The organism is Amycolatopsis sp. NPDC051716 (assembly GCF_040681595.1).
Lineage (GTDB): Bacteria > Actinomycetota > Actinomycetes > Mycobacteriales > Pseudonocardiaceae > Amycolatopsis.
This window is the reverse complement of the sequence record NZ_JBFAZA010000004.1, coordinates 20,586-34,434: the sequence shown is the minus strand read 5'-3', so window position 1 is coordinate 34,434 and position 13,849 is coordinate 20,586. Positions and strand designations below refer to the sequence as shown.

Here is a 13,849-nt window from a genome sequence, read left to right as displayed (position 1 = left end):
CCTTGATCGCCAGGCCGGGGGCGGTGTGCTCCCGGCCTGGCTAGGCTGGGTGGAGTGGAACCGGTGGAGATCAACGCGGGCACGTACTACCTGCGCCAGCTGCGCGCCGATCGCCACATCGACGACCGCCCGTTGTTGATGGAGGCGTTCGCCGATCCGACGCACCGCAAGTACGTGCTGAACTACCGGCTGCGCACGCTCGACGAGGCCACGGAGTACGTGGCCTTGCGCGCGGCCCAGTGGGCCGGCGACGAGCGCTGTTCCTGGGCGATCGCGGAGCCGACGTCGGGCCGGCTCCTGGGCGAAGTGGGGTTGCGCGAGCTGAACCTGGACGCCTCCTACGCGGAGGCGACGGTCTGGGTCCACCCGGCGGAGCGGGGCAAGGGAATCGCGACGACGGCGTTGAACGCGGCGCTGCGGTTCGGCTTCGGCGGGTTGGGGCTGACCGAGGTGAGTTACCGGTACGAGGAGAGCAACGCGCCCTCGGCGATCGTGGCGGAACGGTGCGGGTTCACGCTGGTCGGCCCGGAGGCGGAGCGGGCGCCGACGGGCGAGCGCCTGATCCGCTGGCACCGGACGTCCTGACCGGCGCCTATACCGAGTACGCCCCCGCGTCGAGGTCGTCGACGAGAGTCGGCCCGCCGGGCGTCCAGCCGAGCAGCTTCTGCGTAGCCGTGCTGGTCGCGGCCAAGTCCATGGCGAAGAAGGTGCCGATCCAGCCGAAGTGGGCGGGAATGTCGTCGGCGGGGATCGAGGCGACGGGCAGGTCGAACGCGCGGCCGATCGCCTCGGCGATTTCGCGGGCCGGCACGCCTTCTTCGGCGACGGCGTGCAGGCGGGTGCCGGCCGGTGCGTTCTCGAGGCCGAGGGTGACCATCCGGGCGGCGTCGGTGCGGTGCACGGCGGCCCAGCGGTGGGTGCCGTCGCCGGGGTAGCCGGAGACGCCCTTCTCGCGGGCGATCGCGGCGAGGATGGCGATGAACCCGTGGTCGCCGGTGCCGTGGACGGTCGGCGCGAAGCGCAGGCTCACGCTGCGCACCCCCTGGTCGACGAACTCGAGCGCGAGGTTCTCGCTCCCGCCTCGCGGCGAGTCGGCGCCGTGGAACGGGGAGACGTCGTCCTCGGTGGCGGGCCGGCCCTGGACCATTGCGGCGATGCCGGAGGCGAGCAGGAACGGGCGGCCGGTGCCCGCGAGCGTGTCGCCGATGGTCTGGACGGCGGCGCGCTCGGCCGTGCTCGAGACGGCCGGGTTGACGAAGTCGTGCTTGTTCGCGAGGTGGATGACGGCGTCGGCGTCCTTGGCGCCGGCGCGGAGGCCGTCCAGGTCGTCCAGGTCACCGCGGCGAACGTGGGCGCCCTTCGCCGCCACCGCGGCGGCGGACGCGTCGGACCTGGCCAGCCCGGTGACTTCGTGGCCCGCGCCGAGCAGGTCGGTGACGACGGCCGAGCCGATCCAGCCGGATGCTCCGGTGACGAAAACGTGCATGAGTGCTCTCCTCTGACGGCTCCACGCGGGGGCGAAGCGAGTGATGTCTGCGGCTGACGTCAGCCACAGACATCACCGTACCCTTCAAGTCAGCCGCTGTCATCACTACACTCGACCGCATGGTGCGCTGGGAACCGGGAGCTGCCGAGCGGCTTCAGAAAGCCGCGCTCGAGCTGTTCGCCACGCGCGGGTTCGAGCAGACGACCGCCACGGAGATCGCCGAGTCCGTCGGCTTGACCGAGCGCACCTTCTTCCGCCACTTCAGCGACAAGCGCGAGGTGCTTTTCCACGGGCAGCAGCTGCTGGCGGACGCGTTCCTCGCCGGCGTCGACGCGGCGCCACCGGAGGCGTCCCCGATCGAGGTCGTCGCCTCCGCGCTGCAGTCCGCGACGTCCTTCTTCCCGGCCGAGCGCCGCGCCCACTCCCGGCTCCGGCAATCGATCATCGACCAGAACCCGGCCCTGCAGGAACGCGAGCGGCACAAGCTCGCCAGCGTCGCCACCACGGTCGCCGACGCCCTGCGCCGCCGAGGCGTCGACGAGGTGGCCGCGACCCTGGCCGCCGAGTCGGGCGCCACCGTGTTCGCGATCGCGTTCACCCAGTGGATCCGCGAGGACGAGCAGCGGTCACTCGCCGACATCGCCGCGGAGGTGCTGCGCGAACTGCTGAGCTTGACCGCGACGGCGTCGGCGAAGATTCCGCGATGACGAGGTTCTCGCGCGGGATCACCCCGGTGGGCGATCCCGCGCAAGACCTCAGCTGACCGGCTCCACGATGCCCGCCCGGGCCTCCGGGGCCGCCGACCGCAACGCGTCCGCCGCTTCGTCGCTCGGCTGGGACTGGGACTTGCGCTCCGCCTCCACCCGGGCCCGGTAGACCTCGATTTCGTGCTTCACCGTTTCGGGCGACCAGCCCAGGACCTCGCCCACCAGGGCCGCCACCTGCTCGGCGCAGTCCACGCCCCGGTGCGCGTACTCGATCGAGATGCGCGTCCGGCGGGCCAGGACGTCCTCCAGGTGCAGCGCCCCCTCGTGCGAAGCCGCGTACACCACTTCGACGCCCAGGTAGTCCGGGGCGTGCTCGATCGGCTTCAGCAGCTCCGGGCGGCCCTCCGCCGAGGCCAGGACCTCGTGGACCAGCGAGCCGTAGCGGTCCAGGAGGTGCCTCACCCGGTAGGGGTGCAGGCCGTGCTCCGCCGCCAGGTGATCGGCCTGGTTGACCAGCGCGTGGTAGCCGTCCGCACCGATCAGGGGGACCTTGTCCGTGATCGACGGCTGGGACCGGCCGGGCAGGTCCACCGCCGCCGCGTCGACCGCGTCCGCCGCCATCACGCGGTACGTCGTGTACTTGCCGCCCGCGATCGCCACCAGGCCCGGCGCCACCCTCGCCACCGCGTGCTCGCGCGAAAGCTTCGACGTCTCTTCGCTCTCCCCCGCCAGCAGCGGGCGAAGGCCGGCGTACACACCTTCGATGTCGTCGTGGGTCAGCGGTGTCGCCAGGACCGTGTTGACGTGCTCGAGGATGTAGTCGATGTCGTGCTTCGTCGCCGCCGGGTGGGCCAGGTCGAGCTCCCAGTCGGTGTCCGTCGTCCCGACGATCCAGTGGTTGCGCCACGGGATCACGAACAGCACCGACTTCTCGGTGCGCAGGATCATCCCCGATTCCGACACGATCCGGTCGCGCGGGACGACGATGTGCACGCCCTTGCTCGCGCGCACCCGGAACCGGCCGCGGCCGCCCGACAGGCGCTGCAGCTCGTCGGTCCAGACGCCGGTGCAGTTGATCACCGCGGCCGCCGAAATCTCCGTCTCGCGGCCGTCCTCGACGTCGCGCACGCGCACGCCCGACACCCGGTCGGCCTCGCGCAGGAACCCGACGACCTGGGTCGACGTCCGCACGACCGCGCCGTAGTGCGCCGCCGTCCGCGCCACGGTCATCGTGTGGCGGGCGTCGTCGGACTGCGCGTCGTAGTAGCGGATCCCGCCGATCAGGGCCGACCGCTTGAGCGCCGGCACCATCCGCAGCGCACCCGCGCGGGTCAGGTGCTTCTGGCCCGGGACGCTGCGGGCGCCGCCCATCGTGTCGTACATCAGCAGGCCCGCCGCGGTGTACGGCCGTTCCCAGACGCGGTGCGTCAGCGGGTACAGGAAGCTGACCGGCTTCACCAGGTGGGGCGCGATGGTCGTCAGCATCAGCTCGCGCTCGCGCAGCGCCTCCCGGACCAGCCCGAATTCGAGCTGCTCGAGGTACCGCAGGCCGCCGTGGAAGAGCTTGCTCGACCGGCTCGACGTCCCGGACGCGAGGTCGCGGGCCTCGACGAGCGCGACCCGCAGGCCGCGCGTCGCGGCGTCCAGCGCCGTGCCCGCCCCGACCACGCCGCCGCCGATCACGACGACGTCGAACGTCTCCTTGCCGAGCCGCTGCCAAGTCTCTTCCCGCTTGACCGGGCCCAGTCGAGCCGGGTTCGTCTCCGCTGCGTGCTGCGCCACGTGACATTCCTCCTCGTGCCGGCGAGGCTTCCAGCATCGCACGACCCGGTGATCATCCGCCCGTCCACGGATGACACTTGTGGCGTAACCCTCCGCGATCTTGAAAAGATTCGGCTGCCCGGTGCTTGGAAGTAGCTTCTACGCCCCGGTAACGTCGCGCGGACGTGGGTCGGCAACGGTGCCGTGGCACGCCGTGATCGACCCTGCGCAGAGTGTCCAGTGTGGAGGTGCAGCGGTGAGTGCTGGAGCGATAATCGTCTGGGAGCTGCTGGGAACAGCGGCCCTGATCCTGCTCGGCAACGGTGTGGTCGCGAACCACGTCCTCCGTAAGACCAACGGCAACAACGGCGGCATGCTGTTCATCAACTTCGGCTGGGCCTTCGCCGTCTTCACGGGCGCCAGCATCGCCGCGCCCAGTGGCGCGCACCTCAACCCGGCGGTGACGCTGGGCCTCGCCATCGCGGACAAGACCCCGTGGGCCAACGTCCCCTTCTACTTCATCGGCCAGTTCGCCGGCGCCATCATCGGCGCCATGCTCTGCTGGGCCACCTACAAGCTGCAGTTCGACGATCACCCCGAGCCGGAGAACACCCTCGGCATCTTCTCCACCGGCCCGCAGATCCCGAACACCGTGTGGAACCTCGTCACCGAGGTCATCGGCACCTTCGTGCTGGTCGCGTGGATCCTGCTCAGCCCGACCTACGCCGCCGGCGACGGCGGGACGCCGAACTTCGGCAACTCCGCGCTGGGCTACGCGGGTGTCTCGTTCGTCGTCCTCGTCATCGGTACCTCCCTCGGTGGCCCGACGGGGTACGCCATCAACCCGGCGCGTGACCTCGGCCCCCGGATCGCGTACGCGTTCCTGATGCCGATCCGGAACAAGGCGAACGCCAACTGGGGCTACTCGTGGATCCCGGTCGTCGGCCCGCTGGCCGGTGGCGCCCTCGCCGCACTCCTCTACCTCGTCGTCCACAACCTGACCTGATCGCCCGATCGACGACAATTCCGGGAGCACAAATGACTTCGTACGTAGCCGCGATCGACCAGGGGACCACCTCCACCCGGTGCATGATCTTCAACCACGAGGGCCGGGTCGTCTCGGTCGACCAGCGCGAGCACGAGCAGATCTTCCCCAAGGCCGGCTGGGTCGAGCACAACGCGGAAGAGATCTGGGAGAACACCCGCCGGGTCGCCGCGGGCGCACTGGCCAAGGCCGACCTGACCGCCAAGGACATCGCCGCCGTCGGCATCACCAACCAGCGCGAGACCGCGCTCGTCTGGGACAAGACGACCGGCCGGCCGGTGTACAACGCGATCGTCTGGCAGGACACCCGCACCGACAAGATCGTCACCGAGCTCGGCAACCTCGGCGGCGGCCAGGAGCGCTACCGCGACAAGGTCGGCCTCCCGCTCGCGACCTACTTCTCCGGACCCAAGATCAAGTGGATCCTGGACAACGTCGAGGGCGCGCGCGAGAAGGCCGAGGCCGGTGACCTGATCTTCGGCAACATGGACACCTGGGTGCTGTGGAACATGACCGGCGGGACCGACGGCGGCGTGCACGTCACCGACCCGACCAACGCCTCCCGCACCATGCTGATGGACCTCGACACCCTGCAGTGGGACGCCGAGATCGCCGGCGAGATGGGCATCCCCCTTTCGATGCTGCCGGAGATCCGCTCCTCGTCCGAGGAGTACGGCAAGGTCCGCGAGAAGGGCGCACTGGCCGGCGTCCCGATCGCGGGCATCCTGGGCGACCAGCAGGCCGCGACGTTCGGCCAGGCCTGCCTCTCGCCCGGCGAGGCCAAGAACACCTACGGCACCGGCAACTTCATGCTGCTCAACACCGGCACCGAGAAGGTGATGTCGCAGAACGGGCTGCTCACCACGGTCTGCTACAAGATCGGCTCGAACGACACGATCTACGCGCTGGAAGGCTCCATCGCCGTCACCGGTTCGCTGGTGCAGTGGCTGCGCGACAACCTCGGCATGATCGCGACCGCGGCCGAGATCGAGGAGCACGCGCGCAGCGTCGAGGACAACGGCGGCGCGTACTTCGTCCCGGCGTTCTCGGGTCTGTTCGCTCCTTACTGGCGATCCGACGCGCGCGGCGCGATCGTCGGGCTCACCCGGTTCGTCAACAAGGGCCACCTCGCCCGCGCGGTGCTGGAGGCGACCGCCTTCCAGTCGCGCGAGGTCATCGACGCGATGAACGCCGACTCCGGAGTCCCGCTGAAGTCGCTCAAGGTCGACGGCGGCATGGTCGTCAACGAGCTGCTCATGCAGTTCCAGGCCGACATCCTCGGCGTGCCGGTGATCCGCCCGGTGGTCAACGAGACCACCGCCCTGGGTGCCGCGTACGCCGCCGGCCTCGCCGTCGGGTTCTGGAAGTCCGAAGACGACATCCGCACCAACTGGGCCCAGGACAAGCAGTGGGACCCGGGGATGGACGACGCCCGCCGCGAGCGCGAGTACCGCAACTGGAAGAAGGCCGTCACCAAGACCTTCGACTGGGTCTCCGAAGAGGACTGACCGGCGAGGGCCGGGGGTGCCGCCTCATGGCGCTCCCGGCCCGCCCTTCACACCTCCCAGCCTTCCGGCTCGCCGGACTGCTCGTTCGGGGCGATCACGATGAACGGCACACCCTGGTCGTCGGTGACCCGCACCTGCCGCCCGTACGGCGAGTCCCACGGTTTCCCGTCGACCGTGCCGCCGAGCTCGGCCACCTTGGCCGAGCTCGCGTCGGCGTCCGCCACCCAGAAGTACGCCGCCCAGTACGACGGCACCTCCGGGGGCACCGAGGCGGGCATCGCGCCGAGGCCGCCGACCGGGCGCCCGTCGATGAGCACCACCGCGTACGTGAAGTCGTCGCCCGAGATGTCCTGGAAGCCGAAGCCGAAGATCTCTTCGTAGAACGGCTTCGCCGCCGGGTAGTCCCGGCTCATGCAGTCGTTCCAGGCCAGGGTGCCCGGGGCCGACGTGACCTGCGTGCCGATGTGGTTTCCGGCCTCCCAGAGGCCGAAGACCGCGCCCGCCGGATCGGCCGCGACGGCCATCCGGCCCTCCTTCATCACCTCCATCACCGGCACGACGATCTGCCCGCCCGCCTCGGTGATGGCCGCGGCCGTCCGGTCCACATCGGACACCGCGAGGTAGGTCGTCCAGGCCGCGGGGATGTCCTGGCCCGGCGGGGTCTGGCCGATGCCGGCGACCGGGCGCCCCCGCAGCTCCGCCATGCCGTAGAAGCCGGTCTCCTCACCACCCCGGTGCACGTCCCAGCCGAACAGGCCGCTGTAGAAGGCGATCGCCTTCGCCTGGTCGGGCACCATCAGGTCCACCCAGCCGGGCGTACCGTCGGGCCATCTTTCGTCCCGGAACACCATGCCGACTCCCAACCCTCGTCCGTGCCGCCGCTGGTGACGACCGGGACAGTCTGGCACCGGGCACCGACAAAAACCGAAAATCAGGCCTGGACCAGGCGGGCGTAGACGACGATGTTGTCGACGTAGTTGTGCGCGGTCCGGTCGAAGACGCCCCCGCAGGTGATCAGCCGCAGCTCGGGACCGGCCGTGTCGTCGTAGACGCCTTCGCCCTCGAAGTCCTTCTTCGGCACCTGGTGCATCTTCGTCACCTCGAACACCACCGTGGTGCCGTCCTTGCGGGCGATCGAGACCCGGTCGCCGGGCGCCAGCTCCTTGAGCCGGAAGAAGATGCCCTTCTGGTGGTTGCCGTCGACGTGGCCGAGGACGACGGCCGGGCCGGTCTCGCCCGGCGTCGGCGCGTAGGTGTACCAGCCGGCCTGCAGCGGCGTGGTCACCGGCGGCACCTCGACGGTGTCGTCGGGGTTGAGGCCGAGCGGGACCAGCGACGAGTGCGCGCCGATCTTCGGGATGTCGAGCGAGACGGGCTCGGACCTGGGCAGCGCCGCGGCGGCGTCCTCGCTGCGCGCCTGGGGCGCCGGGACGACCGCGACCGGCTGGGCGGGCGGCGGCTGCGCGGGGTCCGGACCGGGGCCGCCGCCGAGCGTCAGCGCCAGCACGGCCACCGTGGCCGCCAAAACCACGACGAGGGCGATCAGGACACCCCGTCCGTTCGTGATCCTCCTGGTCATGCCCTCCCCCTGCCTGGCGCCCGCAAGTTCACACGTCCGGGTGGCCGGTTCGGTTGCGCCTGACGGTACCTCCGCTGCCGGACCGGGGTCGGCGACGCCCCGCGGTCAGCGGCGCCACGACCGCCGGGCCAGCACGAGACCGCCACCGCCGACAGCCAGCACGCCCATGGCGCCCGCGGCGGCGAGCGGGCCGTGCTCGGCGGGGCCGCCTCCGGTCTGCGGTGCGCCCGACGGCACCTTCGCCACCTGACGACGTTCACCCAGAACGGTGAACTTCGCGGCCAGTTCCGCGCCGCCGCAGGAGAACGACACCTGGTAGACGCCGGGTTTCGCGGGCTGCACGACCGCCGAGGCGGCCGCGGCGGGCGCCTTGGCCGGGTCGTCCTGCGGGCCGACGCGCCGCAACGCGCCGATCTTGAGGACCGGGGACGCCGGCTCGCGCGTGCTCGAGGCTTCGCAACCGAGCCGGATCTGCACCTGCGCGCCCGGGCGGGCGGCGGTCGGCATGACGCGGAGGTAGGCCTTCGGATTCCCGGCGTGCTCGGCCGGTGTGGCGGCGAAGGCCGCCGGGGCCGTGAGCAGCAATCCACCCGAAACGGCGGCGACAGCCAGAACCTTTTTCATTTCCATCCCCTTTTCCTCTCGGAAAAACTCCCCCGGGAGCTCTGTTTCGAAAGACGCTCTACCTGCGAAGAGGTTGCCTCGGGCCGGAAAAAACCACCCCGGAGCGCGGCTCCGGGGTGGTCGTGTGCGGTTTCGGGAAATCAGCCGGCCATGCTGCCGTCGCCCGCCTTCGCGGCGCCGGCCGGCACCTTCGCGACCTGCGAGGCCGGCACCGTGAACTGCGTGGTGTAGGTCTGGCCGCCGCAGGTCACGGTCAGCGGGTACGTCCCCGCCGCGGTGCCGGGCTTGAGCTCGGCGTCGGCGCTGATGTTCGCGTCGGCGCCCATGAACGGGCCGGGGGTGTAGTTGGTGAAGGTCAGCGCCGGCGAGGAGAACGCCGGGGACGGGCCTTCGCACTTCGCCAGCGCGACGTTCGGCGCGTCGCGGACGTACTTGTCCACCAGCGACTGGTTGATCGCGGTGTTCACGTTGAGCTGGACGTTGCCCGCGGCGGTCTTCGGCGCCGGGCTCGCACTCGGCGTCGAACCGGTGCTCTGCGCCATCGCCGACCCCGTCAGCGTCGTCGCCCCGATCACCGCTGCCGCAACGAAAACCACCGTCTTGCGCACGTTCGCACCCTTCGCGTCCTTCAGTCTTACAACCGACAAGACGCGACGGGTGCGCCCGGGTTGCGTGCCGGATCAGTCGAGATCGTCGTGGCGCATGAGCTGGCGCCCGGCCTCGGTGATCGAGCCCGAGAGCGACGGGTACACCGAAAATGTCAGTGCCAGGTGGTCCACTGTGAGCTGGTTCTGGACGGCGAGCGCGATGGGAAGGATGAGCTCGCTCGCCTGCGGCGCCACGACGACACCACCGACGACCACGCCGGTGGCGGGGCGGCAGAACAGCTTCACGAAGCCTCGGCGGAGGCCCTCCATCTTCGCGCGCGCGTTGGTGGCCAGGGGCAGCATGATGGTGCGCGCGGGCACCTCGCCGGAGTCGATCGCCTGCTGGCTGATGCCGACGGTGGCGATCTCCGGGTGGGTGAACACGTTGGCGGCGACGGTCTTGAGCTTGATCGGCGCGACGCCTTCGCCCAGCGCGTGCCACATCGCGATGCGGCCCTGCATGCTCGCCACCGAGGCGAGCATGAGCACGCCGGTGCAGTCGCCGGCGGCGTAGATCCCGGGAACGGAGGTGCGCGAAACGCGGTCGACGGTGATGAACCCGCCGGGGCCGGGCGAGATGCCGACCTTGTCGAGGCCGATGTCCTTGGTGTTGGGGACCGAACCGACGGTCATCAGCGCGTGGCTGGCCTCGATCACGCGGCCGTCGGCGAGGTGGATCTCGACGCCCTTTTCGGTGCGCTCGACGCGGTCCGCGCGTGCCTGCTTCGCGACGGTCGTGCCGCGCTGCGAGAAGACCTCCTCGAGCACCGCGGCGGCGTCGGCGTCTTCGTGCGGGAGGACGCGGTCCCGGCTGGAGACGACGGTGACCTTGACGCCCATCTCGGTGTAGGCGGACGCGAACTCGGCGCCGGTGACGCCCGAGCCGATCACGGCGAGGTGCTCCGGCAGCTCCTGGAGCTCGTAGAGCTGGCGCCAGTCGAGGATGCGCTCACCGTCCGGCACGGCGCCGGGCAGGACGCGCGGGGTGGCGCCGGTGGCGATGAGGACGACGTCGGCGGGCAGCTTCTCGGTGCCGTCCTTCGTCGTGACGGCGACCTTGTGCGTGGCCAGGCCGGGCTCTTCGTCGCAGAAGCGGGCCTCGCCGGCGATGACGCGGACGCCTTCGCGCTGGACGCGGGCGCGGATGTCGGCGGACTGGGCGAGCGCGAGGCCCTTCACCCGGCCGTGGACCGTCGGGAGGTCGATCCTCGTGTCGGCCATGTCGGTGTTGATGCCGAGCTCGCCGAGGTCGTGCATCTTCGCCAGGGCGCCGGAGCTCGCGATGAACGTCTTCGAAGGGACGCAGTCGTAGAGGACGCAGGCGCCACCCAGGCCGTCCCGCTCGACGATCGTGACGTCGGCCCCGTGCTGGGCTGCGACCAGCGCGGCTTCGTAGCCGGCCGGGCCCCCGCCCATGATCACGATCCTGGTCACCTGGGTCCTCCTAAGGCAGTTCGTGCGGTGCTCTCACCGTACGCGGCGAAGGTGACCGGACACTGAAGTGGGCGAACACGGCGAGTGCGTCCACCCGGGTCAGGGAGGTGTCGCTACGCTGTCGGCGTGCCGTTGTATGCCGCGTACGGATCGAACATGGAGCCCGCCCAGATGCTGGAGCGCGCGCCGCACTCTCCGATGGCCGGCACCGGCTGGCTGGAGGGGTGGCGCCTGACCTTCGGCGGCGAGGACTTCGGCTGGGAAGGTGCCCTGGCCACGATCGTCGAGGACCCGGGAGCCCGAGTCTTCGTCGTCCTCTACGACGTGACCCCCCTGGACGAGGACGGGCTGGACCGCTGGGAAGGCGGCGAGCTCGGGATCCACTCGAAGATCCGCCTCCGCGTCCAGACGATGGACGGCTCGGTCCTGGCCTGGCTCTACGTCCTGGACGCCTACGAAGGCGGCCTGCCTTCGGCCCGCTACCTGGGCGTCCTGGCCGACGCCGCCGAGGCGGCCGGCGCCCCAGCCGACTACGTCGGCGACCTCCGAACCCGCCCCTGCTCCGGCATAACCGGCTAACCGACCCTCCAGGTACGCAGGCCGACCCTCCAGGTACGCGAGCCGACCCTCCAGGTACGCGAGCTACGCAGAGCGAGTCCGAAGTGCCTCGCGCAGCTCGCGAAGGACCCGAGCCGGATCACGCAGATCGGCGGCCGTAGCGCGGACGGTGATCCATCCACGGCCGGCCATTCGCCGATCCCGCTCGGCATCGGCATCCTGCCGGTCCTCATGAGCGGCGAACCCGTCGTACTCGAGTGCGACGCGTCGAGCGGGCCAAGCCATGTCGAGCACGTACAGCAGCTTGCCCCCGATGTCGTTGATCGGGTACTGCACCTCCGGAGCCGGCAAGCCGGCCTCCACCACGATCAGCTTCAGCATGCTCTCGGGCGGCGATTCGGCCTTGCCGCCGGCGAGGGCGAGCATCGACAGCCCCCTGTGGATACCTTGGCGGCTCGCGCGATCGACAATGCGGTCGCGGACGTTGTCACGGAGCTCCTCGAGGTGGTCCGGCGGCAGCCCGTGCATGGCCTCTTCGACAGCCGCGAACGCGGTTGGCTTGTCACCGCGGCAGAGGAAATCAGCCAACGCGAGATCCAGACTGAATGTCGGCAGACCGTCGATTTCGATCACGTCATGCGGCTCGTAGTCACTCTGGTGCACGACCAGTCCCGGCTTGGATCGGACCCGCCGCGCATAGGGGACAGTAAGGTGGATGTCCGCCCCGTCGACGACCGAAATCCCATGCAGCGCAAGGGAAGTCGCACCTGAAAGCACGGCCGGTGGGCCAGCCAGAAGCAGGGCGGCCTCGGCCCGTGTTGTCAGTTTGAGCGAGTCCGACGCCGGAACCACGACGCCTCGCCAGGGCTGCGCCAGCAGCCCGCCGGCGAGCGCATGACGGACCGCTCGCTGACCCAGCACTTGGACGGCTTGGCCACGCAGAGCCGCACCGTGTCGTCCTCCCCAATTGATCACAAGATTGAGAATGAGGGTCTTCCGCCGACGATGGAAGACCCTCATTCACGACCTGTGGACAACTCGCCTCACCTGTGGACAACTCCGGACCCGGAGAGTCGGTTCGCGTATCTGGAGAGTCGGCTTGCGTACCTGGAGGGTCGGTTAGGCGAGGGTGGTTAGGGCGGTGTGGACGAGGGTTCGGACTCCGCAGAGGAGGGCTCGCTCGTCGAGGACGAACGTGGGGCGGTGGATGTCCGATTGGGGGGCCGGAGGGCCGGGCCAGACGCCGAGGCGGGCGAAGGCTCCCTGGACGTGCTCCAGGTACCAGCCGAAGTCCTCGCCGCCCGAGGACTGCTCGGTGGGGGCCACTGCGCCCTCGCCGAGGGCGGCTTCGGTGCCCGCGCGCATCAGGGCCGTCGACTCGGGGTCCGAGACCACCGGCGGGACGCCGCGGCGGTAGTCCAGGTGGAAGCCGACGCCGGTCGGGGCCAGCAGGGACTCCACCGACGACGCCACCAGCGGCTCCAGGGCCGTCCAGACCTCGTGGTCGGCCGTGCGCAGGGTGCCGCGCAGGACGCCGTCCTGCGGGACCGCGTTGGCCGCCTGGCCCGCGTGGACCGCTCCCCAGACCAGGACCGTGCCCGACCGCGGGTCGACGCGGCGGGAGAGCACCGCGGGCAGGGACGTGATCACCGTGCCCAGCGCGTGCACCAGGTCGGCCGTCAGGTGCGGCCGGGACGTGTGGCCGCCCGGCGACGTCAGGCGCAGCTCGATCAGGTCGGCGGCCGACGTTAAGGCGCCGACGCGCATCCCCACGGAACCCACCTCGAGCCGCGGGTCGACGTGCAGGCCGTAGATGCGCTCGACGCCGTCGAGCGCGCCCGCCGCGATCATGTCCAGCGCGCCGCCGGGCATGACCTCCTCGGCCGGTTGGAAGATCAGCCGCACCCGGCCGGGCAGCTCCGGCGCGCCGGCCAGGGCGCGGGCCGCGCCGAGCAGGATCGCCGTGTGGGCGTCGTGGCCGCACATGTGGGCCGCGCCCTCGGTCGTCGACGCGTAGGGCAGGCCTGTCGCCTCCGTCAGCGGCAGCGCGTCCATGTCCGCGCGCAGCGCCACGCACCGCTCACCGCTGCCGATGTCGCACACGACGCCGGTGCCGCCCGGCAGCACCCACGGCTTGAGCCCGACCGACCGCAGCAGCGTGACGACCAGTTCCGTGGTCGCGAACTCGTGCCGCGACAGCTCCGGGTGCGCGTGGATGTGCCGCCGCCAGGCGATCAGGTCGGTCGCGTTGGCGCGCAGCCAGCCGTCCAGCCAGAACGGGCCGCGGCCCGCACCAAGGTCCTCCACAGGAGCCATGCTTACGCCGGCTTCGGAAATCAGCGCCTCGGACCCCTCCATGGGGTTGATGATGCGCCCTTGGGGGTCGCCTGGAACGTCCGGTCGTGAATCCAACACCGTCACGCCGCACCTCCTCCCGCAACACGGGTAACCCGCGCAGCGGCTGGGGTCACGCTTCGTGCCGATCGATCTGTCGTACGCA

The 13,849-nt window shown here is 70.7% G+C and carries 14 protein-coding genes; 5 read left to right on the top strand and 9 right to left on the bottom strand.

Annotation, left to right across the window (positions count from 1 at the left end):
- Positions 1-54: 54 nt before the first annotated feature.
- Positions 55-585: a GNAT family N-acetyltransferase gene (locus AB0M30_RS06205; RefSeq protein WP_364580585.1), complete on the top strand. Its 531-nt coding sequence runs from the start codon at positions 55-57 to the stop codon at positions 583-585.
- A gap of 7 nt (positions 586-592) precedes the next feature.
- Here the strand turns inward: AB0M30_RS06205 and AB0M30_RS06200 are convergent, their stop codons facing one another.
- Positions 593-1,486 (bottom strand): SDR family oxidoreductase, encoded by an 894-nt coding sequence (locus AB0M30_RS06200; protein WP_364580582.1) that lies wholly within the window; start codon positions 1,484-1,486, stop codon positions 593-595.
- 119 nt (positions 1,487-1,605) lie between these two features.
- Between AB0M30_RS06200 and AB0M30_RS06195 the strand changes: the two genes are divergently transcribed.
- On the top strand, positions 1,606-2,193 hold the full coding sequence (locus tag AB0M30_RS06195; RefSeq protein ID WP_364580579.1) for a TetR family transcriptional regulator: 588 nt from the start codon (positions 1,606-1,608) through the stop codon (positions 2,191-2,193).
- 48 nt (positions 2,194-2,241) lie between these two features.
- Here AB0M30_RS06195 and AB0M30_RS06190 read toward each other — a convergent pair whose 3' ends face one another.
- Complete coding sequence (locus AB0M30_RS06190) at positions 2,242-3,975, bottom strand: glycerol-3-phosphate dehydrogenase/oxidase (RefSeq protein WP_364580576.1); 1,734 nt, start codon at positions 3,973-3,975, stop codon at positions 2,242-2,244.
- A 235-nt stretch (positions 3,976-4,210) separates the two neighbouring features.
- Between AB0M30_RS06190 and AB0M30_RS06185 the strand changes: the two genes are divergently transcribed.
- Together AB0M30_RS06185 and glpK are read left to right on the top strand one after the other, a co-directional pair.
- The gene (locus AB0M30_RS06185) at positions 4,211-4,960 is read left to right on the top strand and encodes an MIP/aquaporin family protein (protein WP_364580573.1); all 750 of its coding nucleotides are present in this window, start codon (positions 4,211-4,213) and stop codon (positions 4,958-4,960) included.
- Positions 4,961-4,992: 32 nt separating this feature from the next.
- Entirely contained in the window at positions 4,993-6,507 is a 1,515-nt protein-coding gene (gene glpK, locus AB0M30_RS06180) for a glycerol kinase GlpK (protein WP_364580570.1), read from the top strand.
- Positions 6,508-6,554: 47 nt separating this feature from the next.
- Here glpK and AB0M30_RS06175 read toward each other — a convergent pair whose 3' ends face one another.
- The 5 genes from AB0M30_RS06175 to AB0M30_RS06155 all read right to left on the bottom strand — a co-directional run bounded on the left by AB0M30_RS06175 (position 6,555) and on the right by AB0M30_RS06155 (position 10,791).
- Positions 6,555-7,358, bottom strand: coding sequence for a VOC family protein (locus AB0M30_RS06175; RefSeq protein WP_364580567.1), 804 nt, complete (start codon positions 7,356-7,358; stop codon positions 6,555-6,557).
- Positions 7,359-7,438: 80 nt separating this feature from the next.
- Positions 7,439-8,086, bottom strand: a complete 648-nt coding sequence (locus AB0M30_RS06170) for a class F sortase (protein ID WP_364580564.1) — start codon at positions 8,084-8,086, stop codon at positions 7,439-7,441.
- 105 nt (positions 8,087-8,191) lie between these two features.
- Positions 8,192-8,710, bottom strand: a complete 519-nt coding sequence (locus tag AB0M30_RS06165) for a hypothetical protein (protein ID WP_364580562.1) — start codon at positions 8,708-8,710, stop codon at positions 8,192-8,194.
- Between the two features lie 140 nt (positions 8,711-8,850).
- Complete coding sequence (locus tag AB0M30_RS06160) at positions 8,851-9,318, bottom strand: hypothetical protein (RefSeq protein ID WP_364580561.1); 468 nt, start codon at positions 9,316-9,318, stop codon at positions 8,851-8,853.
- A gap of 72 nt (positions 9,319-9,390) precedes the next feature.
- Positions 9,391-10,791 carry an NAD(P)H-quinone dehydrogenase gene (locus AB0M30_RS06155; protein ID WP_103341005.1) on the bottom strand — a complete coding sequence of 467 codons (1,401 nt, stop codon included), beginning with the start codon at positions 10,789-10,791 and terminating at the stop codon, positions 9,391-9,393.
- Between the two features lie 126 nt (positions 10,792-10,917).
- On the opposite strand from AB0M30_RS06155, the gene AB0M30_RS06150 reads away from it, so the two are divergent.
- Entirely contained in the window at positions 10,918-11,370 is a 453-nt protein-coding gene (locus AB0M30_RS06150) for a gamma-glutamylcyclotransferase (RefSeq protein WP_364580558.1), read from the top strand.
- A gap of 63 nt (positions 11,371-11,433) precedes the next feature.
- On the opposite strand, the gene AB0M30_RS06145 is transcribed toward AB0M30_RS06150, so the two are convergent.
- Both AB0M30_RS06145 and AB0M30_RS06140 read right to left on the bottom strand, forming a co-directional pair.
- On the bottom strand, positions 11,434-12,267 hold the full coding sequence (locus tag AB0M30_RS06145; protein WP_364581231.1) for a DUF559 domain-containing protein: 834 nt from the start codon (positions 12,265-12,267) through the stop codon (positions 11,434-11,436).
- A gap of 201 nt (positions 12,268-12,468) precedes the next feature.
- On the bottom strand, positions 12,469-13,770 hold the full coding sequence (locus AB0M30_RS06140; RefSeq protein ID WP_103341002.1) for an amidohydrolase: 1,302 nt from the start codon (positions 13,768-13,770) through the stop codon (positions 12,469-12,471).
- Positions 13,771-13,849: the final 79 nt, after the last annotated feature.

What these genes read in the sequence shown, in the direction of transcription:
- AB0M30_RS06200 (WP_364580582.1), bottom strand. Translation starts at nt 1,486, where the DNA reads ATGCACGTTTTCGTCACCGGAGCATCCGGCTGGATCGGCTCGGCCGTC.
- AB0M30_RS06195 (WP_364580579.1), top strand. Translation starts at nt 1,606, where the DNA reads ATGGTGCGCTGGGAACCGGGAGCTGCCGAGCGGCTTCAGAAAGCCGCG.
- glpK (WP_364580570.1), top strand. Translation starts at nt 4,993, where the DNA reads ATGACTTCGTACGTAGCCGCGATCGACCAGGGGACCACCTCCACCCGG.
- AB0M30_RS06175 (WP_364580567.1), bottom strand. Translation starts at nt 7,358, where the DNA reads ATGGTGTTCCGGGACGAAAGATGGCCCGACGGTACGCCCGGCTGGGTG.
- AB0M30_RS06170 (WP_364580564.1), bottom strand. Translation starts at nt 8,086, where the DNA reads ATGACCAGGAGGATCACGAACGGACGGGGTGTCCTGATCGCCCTCGTC.
- AB0M30_RS06165 (WP_364580562.1), bottom strand. Translation starts at nt 8,710, where the DNA reads ATGAAAAAGGTTCTGGCTGTCGCCGCCGTTTCGGGTGGATTGCTGCTC.